This window comes from Pseudomonas sp. HTZ2 (assembly GCF_033173945.1).
GTDB classification, from domain to species: domain Bacteria; phylum Pseudomonadota; class Gammaproteobacteria; order Pseudomonadales; family Pseudomonadaceae; genus Aquipseudomonas; species Aquipseudomonas guariconensis.
Genome location: NZ_CP137332.1, coordinates 2,011,537 through 2,028,977 on the forward strand (window position 1 = coordinate 2,011,537; position 17,441 = coordinate 2,028,977).

Sequence of the window (17,441 nt, forward strand, 5' to 3'; positions counted from 1 at the left end):
CGCGCCTGGCGGCGTCTTCTTTTCCTTTAAATGGGGAAACAGCATGGCCCGAGTTTTGATCGTCGACGATTCGCCGACAGAGATGTACAGACTGACCGCCTGGCTGGAGAAGCATGGCCACCAGGTGCTCAAGGCCGACAACGGCGCCGATGGCGTGGCCCTGGCCCGTCAGGAGAAACCCGACGCGGTGCTGATGGACATCGTCATGCCGGGCATGAATGGTTTTCAGGCTACCCGTCAGCTGAGCAAGGACCCTGAGACCCGCGCCATTCCGGTGATCGTGGTCACCACCAAGGACCAGGAAACCGACCGGGTCTGGGCCACACGCCAGGGCGCGCGCGACTTCCTGACCAAGCCTGTGGAAGAGGCGGCCCTGATCAGCAAACTCAAAGAAGTGCTCGGGGCTTGACCACCCGCCCCCATGGCGCGTCGCTGACCGCCTTCGAGCTGTTGCTGGACATCGACCGGCGTTGTCGCCTGTTGGTAGCGGACCAGCCCTTGCAAGACACCCGCTTGCAGCAATGGAGCGGCATTGGGTTTCGCATTGCCGGGCAGTGGTTCGTGGCCCCCATGGGCGAAGTCGCCGAGGTCCTGCATGAGCCGCGCACTAGCCGGGTCCCCGGCGTGCAGCCCTGGGTCTGCGGTGTGGCCAATCTGCGTGGCCGGCTGCTGCCGGTTATGGACTTGAGCGCCTTCTTCGGCCTAGGCCCTGCGGCGGCGGGCAAGCAGCGGCGTGTGTTGGTGCTGGACCACGAAGAACTGTTCGCCGGCCTGTTGGTGGACGAAGTCCTGGGCCTTCAACACTTTGCCCTGAGCAGTCTGGAGCTGTCGCCACCGCAGCCCTTGCTGCGTGCCGCGGCGCCCTTCGTCCAGGGGCATTTTCCCCGTGAACGCAACTGGGCGATCTTCAGCCCGTTCGCCCTGGCCCAGGCGCCAGGCTTTCTCGACGTGGCGTTGTAGAGGATGCTTCGACCGTGAACAAACCCGCCACCCCCGTCGCTCCGGTTGCCGAAAGCCAGCGCAGCCGCAGTATTGCGCAGATCACCGCACTGTTTTTGGTGCTCATCCTGGCGATCATCCTGCTGTTCGCCAACTTCGCGTACCTCAATACCCAGTCCAACTACGACAAACAGTACATCGGCCACGCCGGCGAGTTGCGCGTGCTGTCCCAGCGCATCGCCAAGAACGCCACCGAAGCGGCGGCCGGCAAGGCCCTGGCGTTCAAGCTGCTGTCCGATGCGCGCAATGACTTCGAGCGGCGCTGGCGTTATCTGCGCGAGGGCGACAAGGCCACCGGGCTGCCGCCGGCGCCGCTGACCGTGCGGGACGAGATGGACGCGGTCCGTCAGGACTGGGACAACCTGCGCAAGAATACCGACACCATCCTGGCCAGCGAGCAGACCGTGCTGTCGCTGCACCAAGTGGCGGCAACGCTGGCCGAGACCGTGCCTCAGTTGCAGGTCGAATACGAAAAAGTAGTGGAGATCCTCCTGCAGAGCGGAGCGCCGGCGAGCCAGGTGGCGGTGGCCCAGCGTCAGTTGCTGTTGGCCGAGCGCATTCTGGGTTCGGTCAATACCGTGCTGGCCGGTGATGACACCTCGGTACAGGCCGCCGATGCCTTTGGCCGCGACGCCAGCCGTTTCGGCCAGGTGCTCGAAGGCATGCTCGGCGGCAACCCGGCGATTCACGTGACCAAGGTCGAGGACGCCGATGCTCGCGCCCGCCTCGCGGAGATCGCCGAACTGTTCCAGTTCGTCTCCGGGTCCGTGGACGAGATCCTCGAAACGTCGCCTGAACTGCTGCGCGTGCGCGAGGCGGCCGGCAATATCTTCAGTCTGTCGCAAACCTTGCTCGATGAAGCCTCGCACCTGGCCAACAGCTTCGAGAACCTGGCCAGCGGGCGCACCCTGGCTACTGTCGGTGGCTACCTGCTGGGGTTGGTGGCGCTGGCTTCGATCATCCTCATCGGCCTGGTGATGGTGCGCGCCACCCACCGCCAGTTGCGCGAGACCGCCGAGAAGAACGAGCGCAACCAGCAAGCGATCATGCGTTTGCTGGACGAGATCGAGGAGCTGGCCGATGGCGACCTCACCGTCACGGTGTCGGTCACTGAGGACTTCACCGGCGCCATTGCCGATTCGATCAACTATTCGGTCGACCAGTTGCGCGACCTGGTGGCCACCATCAACCACAGTGCCGAGCAGGTCGCCGCCGCCGTGCAGGACACCCAGAACACAGCGCGCCAGCTGGCCAAGGCCTCCGAACACCAGGCCGAGCAGATCAGCGAGGCGTCCCTGGCGGTGGGCGACATGGTCGAGTCGATCGACCGTGTGTCCTCCCACGCCTACGAATCGGCCAAGGTGGCCGAGCGTTCGGTGGCCATTGCCAACAAGGGCAACGAGGTGGTGCACAACACCATCCACGGCATGGACAACATCCGCGAGCAGATCCAAGACACCGCCAAGCGGATCAAACGCCTGGGCGAGTCTTCCCAGGAAATCGGCGATATCGTCAGCCTGATCGACGACATTGCCGACCAGACCAACATCCTTGCGCTCAATGCCGCGATCCAGGCCTCCCTCGCTGGCGAGGCCGGGCGTGGTTTTGCGGTGGTCGCCGACGAAGTACAGCGCCTGGCCGAGCGCTCCTCGTCGGCTACTCGGCAAATCGAGGCGCTGGTGCGGACCATCCAGGTCGACACCAACGAGGCGGTGATCTCCATGGAGCAAACCACCGCCGAGGTGGTGCGCGGTGCGCGCCTGGCCCAGGACGCCGGGGTGGCGCTTGCCGAGATCGAAGGCGTATCGCAGACCCTCGCCGAGCTGATCCACAGCATCTCCGACGCAGCCCAGTTGCAAACCTCCTCGGCCGGGCAGATCTCCCACACCATGGCGGTGATCCAGCAGATCACCGCCCAGACCTCGGCCGGTTCCAGCGCCACCGCCGACAGCATCCGCCACTTGGCGCGCATGGCCAGCGAGATGCGTCGTTCGGTCTCCGGTTTTACCCTGCCGGCACCCGCCGAGCGGCGTTGAGGAGCGACAGATGGCTGCTTCAGCAGTGAGCCCCGAGCGCCACGACACCGTCGCCCTGGCGTGGGTCAAGGCGCCGATCCTCGATTGCCTGGGCCAGGCCCGCCAGGCCCTGGAGCGATTCGCCAGCGAACCGGGCGATCCGGCGATGCTGGCTTTCTTCGTCGACAACCTGCATCAGGTCCAGGGTTGCCTGCGCATGCTCGAACTGCGCGGTGCAGCGCACCTGGCCGAGGAGCTGGAGCTGCTGGGCCGGGCCATGGCCGATGGTCAGGTCAGCCCCCGAGGCGATTGTCTGGGTGCGCTGTTCCGCGGGCTCGAGCAATTGCCGCCGTATCTGGAACGGCTGCGCGGCTCGCGACACGACCTGCCGTTGGTGGTGGTGCCATTGCTCAACCAACTGCGCGGCTGCCGTGGCGTCGAGCCGTTGCCCCAGGGCAGCCTGGTCGGCGGCGTGGCGCAGCGTCTGGCTGGGGCGGCGGACCTGGCGGATTTGGACCTGTCCCTGGGCAACTGGCGCGAACATTTGCAGGCCAGCCACGGACGCGACGCCCTGCGCTCGGTGGTGACGGCACTGTGCGATGACCTGATGCGCATCAAGGACCGACTCGATCAGTACATGCGCGGCGATCGTGAGCAGCGTGAGCAACTGGAGGCCCTGCTGGCGCCGTTGCGCCAGGTCGCCGATACCTTGGCGGTGCTCGCTTTCCAGCAGCCGCGCCGGGTGATCATCGACCAAGTGCTGGCGCTGCAGGCCCTGGCCCAGGGCGAGCAGGCGGTGGACGACGCCGTGCTGATGGATGTGGCCGGCGCCCTGCTGTACGTGGAGGCCACCCTTAATGGGATGGTCGGCCCGCTGGAGGAGACCGGCCAAGGCGGCCTGCCGGGCGCGGACCTAACGGAGATCCGCCAGCTGGTACTCAATGAGTCCCTGGCGGTGCTGCAACAGGCCAAGGACTTGATCGGCGATTGCCTGGAGTCGGGCTGGCCGGCAGAACGCTTGCAGCCGCTGCCGGGGCTTTTGCACCAGATCCGTGGCGCGCTGACGATGCTCATGTGGCCGGAGGCCGCCGAGGTGTTCGGTGGCTGCGCAGGTTATGTGCAGGGTTGGCTGTCGCATCTGGAGCAGCCGCCACCTGCAGACGAGCTGGCGCATCTGGCCGAAGCCTTGAGCGCTGGCGAGTGCTATGTGCAATGGCGGGTGGCCGATCCGCTGGTCGATGCCCAACCATTCATCGACAGGGCGCGGGCCAGCCTGGCGGCGCTGGGTGTGTCGTGCGGGCAGGCCGAGGCTCGCGTCGAGTTCGAAGCGGTCGATGAAGAATTGCGGGATGTCTTCCTCGAAGAGGCCGGCGAGCTGCTTCCGGAAATCGAACGCCACTGGCTGCGTTGGCGCGCCGACAATGCCTTGCGCGAGGCCCTGGTCGAGGTGCGCCGAGCCCTGCATACCCTCAAAGGCAGTGGTCGCATGGTCCATGCCGAGGCGCTGGCCGAGCTTGCCTGGGGCGCCGAGCACTTGCTCAACCGTGTACTGGAAGGGCGGATCACCCTTGGCGCCGAAGGGGTGCTGGCCCTGCAACAGGTGTTCGTCCGGCTCCCGGACTTGCTCGCCGATTTCGCGGTGGGCCATCTGCCGTCGCGGGTCGAGGTCGAGCCGTTAGCCGGCCACTTGCATCATCTGGCGGTCAATGATGTGCCGGCGCCGGCGCCGGCGCAGGTCGACGGGCTCGACCCACAATTGTTGGCGATCTTCGGCAACGAGGCCCAAGGCCATCTCGCCAGTCTGGAGACGTTCCTGCGCGATGCCGATGGCCATGGCACGCCCGTCAACGACAGCCTGCAGCGCGCACTGCATACCTTGAAGGGCAGCGCGGCGATGGCGGGCGTCATGCCGATCGCCGAGCTGGCCACCGCCTTCGATCGACTGGTGCGCGAATACAAAGGTCACGAACTGCCCTTGCAGGTGGCGGAGCTGGAATGGCTGGAGGCGGCCCGCGCCTTGTTCCACCTCGGCCTTGCGCAACTGGGTAGCACGCCGTTGGCCCCTATCCCGGGGGCGGCGCAGTTGATCGAGGAGGTCGGGCAGTCGGTGGATGTGCGCCTGGCCTTCCTGCAGCAGGACCCACAGCACAGCCATCGACCCAAACGCGATCCGCAGCGAATCGCCGCGTTCCTGACCCAGGGTATGGATATCCTGCTCGAGGCCGAGGCGCTGCTGTCGCGTTGGCAGGCGCAACCCGGCGACCGCTCGGTCTTGGAAACGCTGCTGGACGAGTTGACCACCCTCGGCCAGTCGGCGTATCTGGCCGAGTTGTGGCAGGTGGATGAAGTCTGCGAGGCGTTGCTTGACCTGTATGGCGCGGTGGAAGAGGGCAGTCTGGCCGCCAGCCCGCGATTCTTTGCCCTGGCCCAGCAGGCCCATGAGGCGCTGCTCGACATGTTCGACGAGATAGCTGCCGGCCAGGCGCTCAGCGCCCGCGTCGATTGCATCGCGGCCATGCGCGGCCTGTTGGACGACGCCCTGGACCCCGGGATCATGGGCGTGGTGGGCCAGGATGCGGTGGCACCGCTGGCGGTCTACCCGACAGCGAACGATCCTGCATTGGTGCAACTGTTCCTCGACGAGGCGGGCGATATCCTCGATGGCGCCGACCAGGCATTGGCGCAATGGGCTCAGGACCCGGACAACCACTCGGCACTGTCGACCCTGCAGCACGACCTCCAGACCCTCAAAGGCGGTGCGCAGATGGCTGGCGTGGGTGCGGTGGAGGTGTTGGCCCACGCGCTGGTCGCGCTTTACGAGGGCCTGGTGGATCGCCGCCTGGGGGCTACTGCCGAGCTGCTCGATCTGTTGCGGCGCGGCCACCAGACCCTCGGGCAGATGCTGCACGCGCTACGCGAAGGGCAGGCGCCGGCTTCGGCAACGGCGCTCCTGGGCGAGCTGCGCGAGTACCGCCATGCCCCACCTGCGCCTGCTGCCGTCGAGGCAGCGGCGGACGAAGCCCAACGCTCGAGCGATAACGAACTGCTCGAGGTCTTTCTCGAAGAAAGTTCGGATATCGTCGAAAGCGCCGCTGCGGCCCTGGCGCGCTGGCAGGCCGATCCGCGTAACAGCGTCGAGGTGGAGAACCTGCTGCGTGATCTGCATACCCTCAAGGGGGGCGCGCGGATGGTCGAGATCGCCGCTATCGGCGATCTGGCCCATGAACTGGAATTCTTGTACGAACTGCTCGCCGCCGGCCGCTTGCCGCCGAGCCCGGCGCTGTTCTCCTTGCTGCAAAACTGCCATGACCGTCTGGCACACATGCTCGACGCCGTGCGCCTCGGTCAGCCCCTGCACGCAGCCACGGCGCTGATCGACTATATCCGCAATTTCAGCAGTGCCGCGTTGACCGACAGCGCGGCCGGCCAGGTCCCGGTCGAAGCGCCGTCGCCGGAGGCGCCGGCCGCCGCGCCGGAGCGCGCGCCGGGCGACATGGTCAAGGTGGACGCCGAGCTGCTGGACGATTTGGGCAACCTGGCCAGTGAGCACTCTGTTATTCGCGGGCGCATCGAGCAGCAAGTCAACGATGCCCAATTCGCCCTCAACGAGATGGAAACAACGGTCGAGCGCATGCGCGACCAGCTGCTGCGCCTGGATATCGAGACCCAGGGACGGATGTCCAGCCGCTACCAGGCCGAGGGCGATGCGTACGAGGATTTCGACCCGCTGGAGATGGACCGCCATTCCCAGTTGCAGCAGTTGTCCCAGGCGTTGTTCGAGTCGGCTTCGGACCTGCTCGACCTCAAGGAAACCCTCGCCCAGCGTGCCCAGGAAGCCTACAGCCTGCTCCAGCAGCAGGCGCGGGTGAACAGTCAATTGCAAGAAGGTCTCACGGCCACCTTGATGGTGCCCTTCGAACGCTTGGTACCGCGCCTGCAGCGGGTGGTCCGCCAGGTGGCCAGCGAGCTGGGCAAGCAGGTCGAACTGGTGGTGGGCAACGCCGAGGGCGAGCTGGACCGCAGCGTGCTCGAGCGCATGGTGGCGCCTCTGGAGCACATGCTGCGCAACGCCGTGGACCACGGCCTGGAGTCGCGCGAAGCGCGTCTGGCGGCGGGCAAGCCGGAGCAGGGCACCATCCATCTGAACTTGCTGCACGAAGGCGCCGATATCGTCATCGAGATGAGCGACGACGGGGCCGGAGTGCCCTTGGAGGCGGTGCGCAACAAGGCCATCAAGCGTGGCCTGCTGGACCCGCAAGCATACTTGAGCGATAACGAGATCCTGCAATTCATCCTGCGTCCGGGCTTTTCTACCGCTGAGAAGATCACCCAGATCTCTGGCCGAGGCCTGGGGATGGACGTGGTGCATGAGGAGGTCAAGCAGTTGGGCGGCTCGATGAGCATCGAGTCGAGCCCGGGCAAAGGCGCGCGATTCTTGATCCGCTTGCCGTTCACCGTGTCGGTGAACCGCGCGCTGATGGTGCACCTGGGCGAGGAGCAGTACGCAATCCCGCTCAATACCATCGAAGGCATCGTGCGCGTGCCGCCCGCTGAGCTTGAGGCTTGTTACCAGCTGAGCGCACCGCGCTATGCCTATGCCGGTCACGAGTACGACCTGCGCTATCTCGGGGAGGTGCTCCAGGGCGGTGTGCCTCGGCCAAGTCTGCTGGGGCAAAGCGTGCCATTGCCTGTGTTGCTGGTGCATTCCCAGGAGCAGTCGTTCGCCATCCAGGTGGACAGCCTGTCGCCAAGCCGAGAGATCGTGGTCAAGAGCCTGGGGCCGCAGTTCGCGGCGGTGCCTGGGCTGTCCGGCGCGACCTTGCTGGGGGATGGCCGGGTAGTGCTGATTCTCGATTTGCTCGGCCAGTTGCGCGGGCAGCAGCGGCGTCTGGCGCGCCTGCCGGGTGGCTACGGGGGGCCGCGTCCGGTGTTTGGCCCGGCACCGCGTCAGCGTCTGCTGGTGATGGTGGTGGACGACTCGGTCACCGTGCGCAAAGTCACCAGTCGTCTACTGGAGCGCCACGGTATGAGTGTGCTGACGGCCAAGGACGGTGTGGATGCCATGGCCTTGCTGGAGGAGCACCGCCCCGATGTGCTGCTGCTGGACATCGAGATGCCGCGCATGGACGGCTTCGAGGTGGCCACGCGCATCCGCCGCGATGTCCGTCTGAAGGATCTGCCCATCATCATGATCACCTCGCGTACCGGCCAGAAACACCGCGACAGGGCCATGGCCATCGGCGTCAACGACTACTTGGGCAAGCCTTATCAGGAGTCGGTCCTGTTGCAGAGCATCGCCCATTGGAGCCAACCCCATGCTTGAATACATCGCCGGCCAGCGCAGCAGCCTGACCGGTCTGCTACTGCCTTTGAGCGACCGCACCCTGGTGCTGCCCAATGTGGCGGTGGCCGAGCTGATCGGCCAGCGCACCTTCGCCTGCCAGGCGGGCGACCCGGCCTGGCACCTGGGCTGGATCGACTGGCGTCAGCAGCGCTTGCCGCTGATCGGCCTGGAGGCCGCCTGTGGCGGCGAGACCGTTTGTGGCGAACGGGCACGGGTGGTGGTGCTCAACGCGCTGGGCGATACCGGCCTGCGCTACCTGGCGTTGCTACTGCAGGACATCCCACGCTCCTGCAAGCTGGACAGCCAGCTCAACTATGTGGATGTCCCCTTGGCGAGCCTGGAGCTGGCGGCGGTGCAGGTCGGCGAGCAGGTGGCGCGGGTACCTGACCTGGCGGCGCTGGAGCGCATGGTGCGTGACGCGGATCTTCACTAGCTTCAAGTTGTAAGCTTCAAGCGGCAAGCTAGCTGTGTCGGGGGCGTCCCCGTGCTTTGCTTGAGGCTTACAGCTTGAAACTTGAAGCTGTCAGGGAGGTCAGTGTTTGCATGTATTACGGTGAACGCTTCAACGCCTGGACGCACCTGGTCGGTGCCGTGCTGGCCTGTATCGGTGCCATCTGGCTGATCGTCGTGGCCGGATTGCAGGGCGATCCGTGGAAGATCGTCAGCTTTTCCATCTACGGCAGCACTCTACTGCTGCTCTACAGCATCTCAACGCTCTACCACAGCACCCGTGGGCGGGCGAAGGTGATCATGCGCAAGCTCGATCACTTGTCGATCTACCTGCTCATCGCCGGCAGCTACACGCCGTTCTGTCTGGTCAGCCTGCGCGGCCCCTGGGGCTGGAGCCTGTTCGGCGTGGTCTGGGGCCTGGCCTTGATCGGCATGCTCCAGGAGATCAAGCCGCGCTCCGAGGCGCGGGTGCTGTCGATCATCATCTATGCGGTGATGGGGTGGATCGTCCTGGTGGCGGTCAAGCCGTTGCTGCAGAGCCTGGGCGGCGCCGGCTTCGCCTGGCTGGCGGCCGGCGGTGCGTTCTACACCATCGGCATCCTGTTCTTCGCATTCGACAGCCGCTTTCGCCATTGGCATGGCATCTGGCACCTGTTCGTCATCGCCGGCAGTCTCATGCACTTCGTCGCGGTGTTCTTCTACGTGCGTTAGAAGTCGCCCCACAGCTGCTGGGCCACCGACAGCGCCACGACCGGCGCGGTCTCGGTGCGCAGTACTCGTGGGCCAAGGCGTGCGGCGTGGAAGCCGGCGGCCTTGGCCTGGTCGACTTCGGCGTCGCTCAAGCCGCCTTCGGGGCCGATCAGGAATGCCAGGCGGCCGGGGTGTGCATGGCTGGTCAGCGGTTCAGCGACCGGGTGCAGCACCAGCTTGAGATCGGCCTCGGTATCCTTGAGCCATTCGGCCAGGGTCACTGGCGGGTGGATCACCGGCAGCGTCGAGCGGCCGCACTGTTCGCACGCGCTGATCGCCACTTGCCGCCAATGGGCCAGGCGCTTGTCGGCGCGTTCGTCCTTCAGGCGCACTTCGCAGCGTTCGCTGACGATTGGCGTGATCGCGTTGGCGCCAAGCTCGGTGGCCTTCTGGATCGCCCAGTCCATCCGCTCGCCGCGGGACAGGCCCTGGCCCAGGTGGACATGCAATGGGGACTCGGCCTGGCCGGGCAAGGCCTGGTCCAGGGTGACGCGCACGGATTTCTTGCCGACGTCGAGCAACTGGCCACGAAACTCCTGGCCACTGCCGTCGAACAGTTGCACAGCGTCTCCGGGCGCCATGCGCAGCACGCGGCCAATGTAGTGGGCCTGGGCTTCGGGCAACTCGTGCTCGCCGAGGCTCAGGGGGGCGTCGATGAAGAAGCGGGACAGTCTCATGGCTTTGCTCAGGAAATGAAATGGACATCGTCCCCGTGGAAGTGGCGTTGGGCCGCTGCGATTTACTGGCGAATGCGAGGGGAAATCCTCGATCCGCATTCGCAGATGAACCCGCTTCCACAGGGGGCGAGGCGAGCCTCAGGGTTAGCCCGGATCGCGGAAGTCGGGGTGGAAGTTGGCCGGCACCGCCACGCTGACGCTGTCGCGGGTGGCGATGTCGATGCCTTCGCTGGCCACTTCGGCGAGGAAGTCGATCTGCTCCGGGGTGATCACGTAGGGCGGCAGGAAATACACCACGCTGCCCAGCGGTCGCAGCAGCGCGCCGCGGGTCAGGGCGTGTTCGAAGACCTTCAGGCCGCGCCGCTCCTGCCAGGGGTAGGCAGTCTTGCTGGTTTTGTCCTGGACCATCTCGATGGCCAGGGCCATACCGGTCTGGCGGATCTCGGCGACATGGGCGTGGTCGGCCAGGTGCGCAGTGGCGCTGGCCATGCGTGCCGACAGGGCCTTGTTGGCCTCGATCACGTTGTCTTGCTCGAAGATGTCCAGCGTCGCCAGGGCCGCGGCGCAGGCCAGCGGGTTGCCCGTGTAGCTGTGCGAATGGAGGAACGCCCGCAGGGTCGGGTAATCGTCGTAGAACGCTTGGTAGACATCATCGGTGGTCAGGCAAGCGGCCAGCGGCAGGTATCCGCCGGTCAGGGCCTTGGATAGGCACAGGAAGTCCGGGCGGATCCCGGCCTGTTCGCAGGCGAACATCGTCCCTGTGCGGCCGAAGCCTACGGCGATTTCGTCGTGGATCAGGTGCACACCATAGCGGTCGCAGGCCTCGCGCAGCAGCTTGAGGTATACCGGGTGGTACATGCGCATTCCGCCAGCGCCCTGGATCAGCGGTTCGACGATCACAGCGGCGATGCTGGCGTGGTGCTCGGCCAGGGTCTGTTCCATGAGCGCGAACATGTTGCGTGAGTGCTCTTCCCAGCCCATGCCTTCGGGGCGCAGGTAGCCGTCCGGGCTCGGCACCTTGATGGTGTCGAGCAGCAACGCCTTGTAGGTCTCGGTGAACAGCGGCACGTCGCCCACCGACATGGCGGCGATGGTTTCTCCGTGATAGCTGTTGGTCAGGGTGACGAAGCGCTTCTTGTTCACCTGGCCTTTGTTCTGCCAGTAGTGGAAGCTCATCTTCAGCGCCACTTCGATGCACGACGAGCCGTTGTCGGCATAAAACACCCGGTCCAGCCCCGCCGGTGTCATGGCCACCAGGCGTTCGGACAGCTCGATTACCGGCTGGTGGCTGAAGCCGGCCAGGATCACGTGCTCGAGCTGATCGACCTGGTCCTTGATGCGCTGGTTGATGCGCGGATTGGCGTGGCCGAACACATTGACCCACCAAGAACTCACGGCGTCCAGGTAGCGCTTGCCTTCGAAGTCCTCCAGCCACACGCCTTCACCACGGCGGATCGGAATCAGCGGCAGCTGCTCGTGGTCTTTCATCTGGGTGCAGGGGTGCCAGAGGACCTTTAGGTCACGTTGCATCCACTGTTGGTTGAGGCCCATGGGCAGATCTCCTGGCGGGGCGTGCTGAGGCCGACAAGCCTAAGCAATGGGGCCGCGCAGGACAACCGACGCGCAGCGCATGATTGCGCCGAAAATTAAATTTCCTGTGCTGGCAAGCACTTGATGTCACTACGCTGGCAGGGTCTGGAGACCTGACGTATTCTTAACGCATCTCGTCCCAGGGGCACTCTCCCCCTCTTTTCTGTCACTTCTGATCCGGAGTTCGCCAACATGGCTGCTGCTTGGGTGCGCCTGTGCGCGTTGGTATTGATTGGTGTCTCCAGCGGTGCCGCGCTGGCCAAGGACACGAGCCCCACGGCGATCGTCGTGGGTGGGGGCCTGGCAGGCCTGACCGCGGCCTATGAACTGCAGAACAAAGGCTGGCAGGTCACGCTGCTGGAGGCCAAGTCCGGCATGGGCGGCCGTTCGGGCCTGGCCACCAGCGAGTGGATCGGCAACGGCAAGAGCCAGCCGGTGCTCAACCAGTACCTGGACCGTTTCAAGCTTGAAACACTGCCCGCGCCTGAATTCGTACGCACCCCCGGCTACCTGATCGACGGCGAGTATTTCAGCGCCAGCGATCTGGTCACCAAGCAACCGGCCACCGCCGATGCGCTCAAGCGTTACGAGAAGACCCTCGATGATCTGGCCCGTTCGATCGAGGACCCGCTGAACCCGGCCGCCACCAGCACCTTGTTTGCCCTCGACCAGATGAACGTCTCCACCTGGCTGGACAAACTGCAACTGCCTGCCACGGCACGGCAATTGATCAACCAGCAGATCCGCACCCGTTACGACGAGCCGTCGCGTCTGTCGCTGCTCTATTTCGCCCAGCAGAACCGGGTCTACCGCGGTATCAGTGATCGTGACCTGCGCGCTGCCCGCCTGCCAGGCGGCAGCCCGGTGCTGGCGCAGGCCTTCGTCAAGCAACTCAAGACCATCAAGACCAGCTCGCCGGTCACCTCGATCGTCCAGGACAGCAAAGGCGTGACGGTCAAGGTCGGCAGCGTCGGCTACCAGGCCGATTATTTGGTCATGGCCGTGCCGCTGCGCGCCCTGGCGAAGATCCAGATGACTCCGGGGCTGGACAGCCAGCACCTGGCGGCCTTGAAAGGCACCAACTACGGTTGGCGCGACCAGATGATGCTCAAGTTCAAGAAACCCGTCTGGGAAAGCCGTGCGCGCATGTCCGGCGAAATCTTCAGCAATGCCGGCCTTGGCATGTTGTGGATCGAGCCGGCGCTCAAAGGCGGCGCGAATGTGGTGATCAACCTCTCGGGGGACAATGCCCGACTGCTGCAGGCCTTTGGCGACAAGCAGATGGTCGATCAGGTGCTGATTCGACTGCACGCGTTCTATCCGCAGGCCCGGGGCGCGTTCACCGGCTACGAAGTGCGCCGCTACAGCACCGACGCCGGTACTGGCGGCGCCTATCTGGCCTATGGCCCAGGCCAGATCAGCAAGTACTGGCGTCTGTGGGAGCGTCCGGTGCAACGCATAGCCTTCGCCGGCGAGCACACCGATGCACTCTACCCTGGCACCCTGGAAGGCGCGCTGCGCAGCGGCCAGCGTGCTGCCAGCCAGGTGCAGGACCTGGCGGCCGGCAAGTCGTTCGATCCGGCCAAGGCTGCACCGGTCGCCGCCGCCGCCGCAGCGGGCGCGGTTGCCGCCAAGGACAAAGGTGGATTCTTCTCCAACCTGTTCGGCGGATCGTCCGGCAAGGCACCTGCCAAGGCGGACGCGGTGAAGGCAGAGGAAGCCAAGCAGGACAAGCCAGGCTTCTTCTCGCGCCTGTTCGGTGGCGGCGACAAGCCCCAGGCCAAAGCTGCACCGATCGCCAAGGCTGACGAGGTCGCACCGGTGGTAGCGCCGGAACCTGAGCCTGCCCCAGCGCCAGTGGCCAAGGAGGAGCCCGTCAAGCCAGCGGCGAGCAAGGTTGCACCTGCCAAGCCCGCCCAGGCCCACAAGCCGTCCGCCAAACAGGCCCACAAGCCCGCGCCGGTGAAAAAGACCACGGCCAAATCCGAGCCTGTGAAAAAACCACTGGCCAATACCCAGGCCAAGGCTGGCTGAGGACTCGGGCCCCTCGCGGTGAGCCGCTTCTTTTCGGGTAAACCCGCTCCCATTCGGATTGCGTTGTTTTAGGACATTGCAACCGATTGCGAGCGGGTTTACACCGCACTACGACAACCCGCCGCTGAACATCTATCGTTAATGTTTTCTTAATAGGAAACTTCCAAAATACCTATCGTATTTGTCGATAATCCCAAGCGAATTTTTCCGCTTTCTTTCGATACGTTACGCGTTAGTCTGTGCACAGCTTTCACGGAGAATCACGCCAACATGCAACTGCGCAACTCTGCTTCTCGCTACGGCCTGGTCAGTATCGTCATGCATTGGGGCGTGGCCCTGGCGGTCTTCGGGTTGTTCGGCCTCGGCCTGTGGATGGTCGGCCTGGACTACTACAGCCCCTGGCGCAAGTCCGCGCCCGATCTGCACAAGAGCATCGGCCTGGTGCTGTTGGCGGTGATGGTGCTGCGTGTACTTTGGCGTTTCGTCAGCCCGCCACCGCCGGCACCTGCCAACCATGGCGCATTCACCCGCCTGGCCGCGAAGCTTGGCCATGCGGTGCTGTACCTTGGGCTGTTCGCCGTGATGATTGCCGGGTACCTGATTTCCACCGCTGATGGGGTGGGCATCCCGGTATTCGACTGGTTCGAGGTTCCGGCGCTGGTCAGTGACCTGCCCGATCAGGCGGATACCGCCGGAGCCATTCACCTCTACCTGGCCTGGGGGCTGGTGATTTTTGCCATCCTGCATGCCTTGGCAGCTCTGAAACACCATTTCATCGACCGTGACGCGACCCTGAGCCGTATGCTGGGCCGCAAAGCTTGACTCTCTACCTCAATTGCATAGGAAGGAAGTAAGGATGTTCAAAAAGACTTTTGCCGCACTGGCGCTCGGTACCGCACTGCTCTCCGCCGGCCAGGCCATGGCTGCCGAGTACAAGATCGACAAGGAAGGCCAGCACGCGTTCGTCGACTGGAAGATCAGCCACCTGGGTTACAGCTTCATCCACGGTACCTTCAAGGACTTCGACGGCAACTTCACTTGGGACAGCGCCAAGCCTGAGGCCAGCAAAATCGCCGTCAATCTGAAGACCGCGAGCCTGTGGTCGAACCACGCCGAGCGTGACAAGCACATCGCCAGCGCTGACTTCCTGGACGTTAAGAAGTACCCGGAAGCCAAGTTCGTCTCCACCAGCGTCAAGTCGACCGGTGAAAAGACCGCTGACGTGACCGGCGATCTGACCATGCACGGCGTGACCAAACCTGTCACCTTCAAGGCAACCTTCAATGGCGAAGGCAAGGATCCATGGGGCGGCGAGCGTGCCGGCTTCAACGCCACCACCACGCTGAACCTGAACGACTTCGGCATCAAAGGCCCAGGCCCGTCCTCCCAGACCCTGGACCTGGACATCAGCGTCGAAGGCGTGAAGCAGAAGTAATTCGCTTTGCCCTGACGAAAAACGCCGCCCATTGGGCGGCGTTTTCGTTTGCGCGGTGCTGGGCTCAGCCCTTGCGGGTCAGCAAAGCAGGACGCTCACCGCGTGGGCGGCTCGGCAAGTCATCGAGTTGCTCCGGTGTCGGATAGCGATCGAGCTTGGACTCCTTGCGGATGATCACCGGCTGATGGGTTTCACGCGGGCTGCGAACGGCTGGCTCTTGGCGGGAGAAGTCGTCACGGCTCGAGGAGCGGTTGCGGCCGCCGCCATTATTGTCGCGGCGTGCACCGCCGTTGTTGTTGCGGGTGCGTTTCTCGCCGGAACCTTGCCCCTGGCTCTGACCTTGGCCTTTGCGCTGGCCGCCGCCATTGTTGCGTGGCTGGCCGCTGCCGTTGCGTTGGCCCTGCCCTTGGCCTTGACCCTGGCCGCCGCCTGGACGACGGTTACGGCCTTGGTTCTTGGCGTTTTGGTAGGGGCTGACGTAGTCGGCGCGGTTGCCGAAGTTGTCGATGTCGTCGTCCAGGAATTCTTCTGGATCACGGTCCACCGGAACCGACGGCATGCCGCTCTGGCCCTGGGCCGCTTGCTGCTGGCGGGGTTTCTTGTTGCGCGACTTGCGCTGTTGCTGGGATTTCTCGCCGGACTTTTCCTGCTCGGCTGGCTTCTCGGCGGCGTGCTGCTTGGCCTTGCCTTTATCCTTGCCTTTGTCCTTGCGACCGCCGCTGCCGTCCTTGCTGCCTTCGGCGCGCTGCTGATTGCGGCCACCACGACCGTTGTTCTGCGGACGTTCGCGCACTTCCGGCTTCTCGGCTTCCACCTGGCTTGGGTCGAAGCCCATCAGGTCGCCGTCCGGGATCTTCTGCTTGGTGACCCGCTCGATGCTCTTGAGCAGTTTTTCTTCATCCGGCGCGACCATGGAGATGGCTTCGCCCGAACGGCCCGCTCGACCGGTACGGCCGATGCGGTGGACGTAGTCTTCCTCGACATTAGGCAGCTCGAAGTTGACCACGTGAGGCAGTTGGTCGATATCCAGGCCGCGGGCGGCGATATCGGTGGCGACCAGCACGCGCACGGTGTTGGCCTTGAAGTCGGCCAGGGCCTTGGTGCGGGCGTTCTGGCTCTTGTTGCCGTGAATCGCGGCAGCGCTCAGGCCGTGCTTTTCCAGGTACTCGGCCAGGCGGTTGGCGCCATGCTTGGTACGGGTGAATACCAGCACCTGCTCCCAGGCGCCGAGGGTGATCAGGTGGGCCAGCAGGGCACGCTTGTGGCTAGCCGGCAGGCGATAGACACGTTGCTCGATACGCTCGACCGTGGTGTTCGGCGGCGTGACTTCGATGCGCTCGGGGTTGTGCAGCAGCTTGTCGGCAAGGTCAGTGATGTCCTTGGAGAAGGTCGCCGAGAACAGCAGGTTCTGACGTTTGGCCGGCAGGCGGGAAAGGACTTTCTTGACGTCATGGATGAAGCCCATGTCGAGCATGCGGTCGGCTTCGTCGAGCACCAGGATTTCCACATGGGACAGGTCCACGCTGCCTTGGCCGGCCAGATCGAGCAGGCGGCCCGGGCAGGCGACCAGGACATCGACGCCCTTGGCCATGGCCTGGATCTGCGGATTCATGCCGACGCCGCCAAAGATGCAGGCGCTGATCAGGTTCAGATCACGGGCATAAACCTTGAAGCTGTCGTGTACCTGAGCTGCCAGCTCGCGGGTCGGGGTCAGCACCAGTACGCGAGGCTGACGCGGGCCGTGGCGCTGGGACTTGTCAGGGTGGCCACCGGGAAACAGACGCTCGAGGATCGGCAGTGCAAAACCGCCGGTTTTACCAGTACCTGTCTGGGCAGCGACCATCAGGTCGCGACCTTGCAACACGGCGGGAATGGCCCGCTGTTGCACCGGAGTGGGCTGGGTATAGCCCGCAGCCTCGATAGCGCGGACAAGAGCCTCGGAGAGACCGAGGGAAGCAAAGGACATGGGCAATCCTGTTCTCGTGGGGGCTGGGCCCGATGGGATGATCTGCCTGGCGCGAGGGGCATCGGCGAGATGCGATCGCGTCCGGTCCAGCTGGGCATTCACTGCGCATCCGGGAGGCGGCGGGCGGCACTGGGTGCGTTGCCGACGGGTCGAGATGCCTGTTGCGAGGCCGAGCGTCCGG

Annotated in this window: 12 protein-coding genes; 9 read left to right on the plus strand and 3 right to left on the minus strand. The window is 64.7% G+C overall.

Going from position 1 to position 17,441, the window contains the following annotated elements:
- The first annotated feature begins 43 nt into the window (after positions 1–43).
- The 6 genes from pilH to trhA all read left to right on the plus strand — a co-directional run bounded on the left by pilH (position 44) and on the right by trhA (position 9,519).
- A complete protein-coding gene (pilH, locus tag R6G97_RS09395) occupies positions 44–409 on the plus strand; it encodes a twitching motility response regulator PilH (RefSeq protein WP_043207202.1) in 366 nt (121 codons plus the stop codon).
- A complete protein-coding gene (locus R6G97_RS09400) occupies positions 406–960 on the plus strand; it encodes a chemotaxis protein CheW (RefSeq protein WP_043207204.1) in 555 nt (184 codons plus the stop codon). Before pilH ends, R6G97_RS09400 begins: the two co-directional genes overlap by 4 nt.
- Positions 961–1,031: 71 nt before the next feature.
- Positions 1,032–3,035, plus strand: a complete 2,004-nt coding sequence (locus tag R6G97_RS09405; RefSeq protein ID WP_232092099.1) for a methyl-accepting chemotaxis protein — start codon at positions 1,032–1,034, stop codon at positions 3,033–3,035.
- Between the two features lie 10 nt (positions 3,036–3,045).
- Positions 3,046–8,337: an Hpt domain-containing protein gene (locus R6G97_RS09410; RefSeq protein WP_317848024.1), complete on the plus strand. Its 5,292-nt coding sequence runs from the start codon at positions 3,046–3,048 to the stop codon at positions 8,335–8,337.
- Complete coding sequence (locus R6G97_RS09415; RefSeq protein ID WP_043207211.1) at positions 8,330–8,791, plus strand: chemotaxis protein CheW; 462 nt, start codon at positions 8,330–8,332, stop codon at positions 8,789–8,791. The genes R6G97_RS09410 and R6G97_RS09415 overlap by 8 nt, the downstream gene beginning before the upstream one ends.
- A 110-nt stretch (positions 8,792–8,901) precedes the next feature.
- Positions 8,902–9,519 carry a PAQR family membrane homeostasis protein TrhA gene (gene trhA / locus R6G97_RS09420; protein WP_043207212.1) on the plus strand — a complete coding sequence of 206 codons (618 nt, stop codon included), beginning with the start codon at positions 8,902–8,904 and terminating at the stop codon, positions 9,517–9,519.
- On the opposite strand, the gene R6G97_RS09425 is transcribed toward trhA, so the two are convergent.
- Both R6G97_RS09425 and R6G97_RS09430 read right to left on the minus strand, forming a co-directional pair.
- Positions 9,516–10,235, minus strand: coding sequence for a 16S rRNA (uracil(1498)-N(3))-methyltransferase (locus R6G97_RS09425; RefSeq protein ID WP_090343258.1), 720 nt, complete (start codon positions 10,233–10,235; stop codon positions 9,516–9,518). The two genes, trhA and R6G97_RS09425, sit on opposite strands and share 4 nt — an antisense overlap.
- A 144-nt stretch (positions 10,236–10,379) precedes the next feature.
- Positions 10,380–11,786, minus strand: coding sequence for an adenosylmethionine--8-amino-7-oxononanoate transaminase (locus tag R6G97_RS09430; RefSeq protein WP_317848025.1), 1,407 nt, complete (start codon positions 11,784–11,786; stop codon positions 10,380–10,382).
- A gap of 231 nt (positions 11,787–12,017) precedes the next feature.
- On the opposite strand from R6G97_RS09430, the gene R6G97_RS09435 reads away from it, so the two are divergent.
- From R6G97_RS09435 to R6G97_RS09445, 3 genes are all read left to right on the plus strand, one after another.
- On the plus strand, positions 12,018–13,859 hold the full coding sequence (locus R6G97_RS09435) for a flavin monoamine oxidase family protein (RefSeq protein ID WP_317848026.1): 1,842 nt from the start codon (positions 12,018–12,020) through the stop codon (positions 13,857–13,859).
- Between the two features lie 270 nt (positions 13,860–14,129).
- A complete protein-coding gene (locus tag R6G97_RS09440; RefSeq protein WP_043207219.1) occupies positions 14,130–14,681 on the plus strand; it encodes a cytochrome b in 552 nt (183 codons plus the stop codon).
- Between the two features lie 34 nt (positions 14,682–14,715).
- Positions 14,716–15,294: a YceI family protein gene (locus R6G97_RS09445; protein ID WP_043207221.1), complete on the plus strand. Its 579-nt coding sequence runs from the start codon at positions 14,716–14,718 to the stop codon at positions 15,292–15,294.
- A 64-nt stretch (positions 15,295–15,358) separates the two neighbouring features.
- Here R6G97_RS09445 and R6G97_RS09450 read toward each other — a convergent pair whose 3' ends face one another.
- Positions 15,359–17,260, minus strand: a complete 1,902-nt coding sequence (locus tag R6G97_RS09450) for a DEAD/DEAH box helicase (protein ID WP_317848027.1) — start codon at positions 17,258–17,260, stop codon at positions 15,359–15,361.
- Positions 17,261–17,441 lie beyond the last annotated feature (181 nt).

Coding starts and splice junctions, on each gene's coding strand:
- pilH (WP_043207202.1), top strand. CDS start 44: ATGGCCCGAGTTTTGATCGTCGACGATTCGCCGACAGAGATGTACAGA.
- R6G97_RS09410 (WP_317848024.1), top strand. CDS start 3,046: ATGGCTGCTTCAGCAGTGAGCCCCGAGCGCCACGACACCGTCGCCCTG.
- R6G97_RS09415 (WP_043207211.1), top strand. CDS start 8,330: ATGCTTGAATACATCGCCGGCCAGCGCAGCAGCCTGACCGGTCTGCTA.
- trhA (WP_043207212.1), top strand. CDS start 8,902: ATGTATTACGGTGAACGCTTCAACGCCTGGACGCACCTGGTCGGTGCC.
- R6G97_RS09425 (WP_090343258.1), bottom strand. CDS start 10,235: ATGAGACTGTCCCGCTTCTTCATCGACGCCCCCCTGAGCCTCGGCGAG.
- R6G97_RS09430 (WP_317848025.1), bottom strand. CDS start 11,786: ATGGGCCTCAACCAACAGTGGATGCAACGTGACCTAAAGGTCCTCTGG.
- R6G97_RS09435 (WP_317848026.1), top strand. CDS start 12,018: ATGGCTGCTGCTTGGGTGCGCCTGTGCGCGTTGGTATTGATTGGTGTC.
- R6G97_RS09440 (WP_043207219.1), top strand. CDS start 14,130: ATGCAACTGCGCAACTCTGCTTCTCGCTACGGCCTGGTCAGTATCGTC.
- R6G97_RS09445 (WP_043207221.1), top strand. CDS start 14,716: ATGTTCAAAAAGACTTTTGCCGCACTGGCGCTCGGTACCGCACTGCTC.
- R6G97_RS09450 (WP_317848027.1), bottom strand. CDS start 17,260: ATGTCCTTTGCTTCCCTCGGTCTCTCCGAGGCTCTTGTCCGCGCTATC.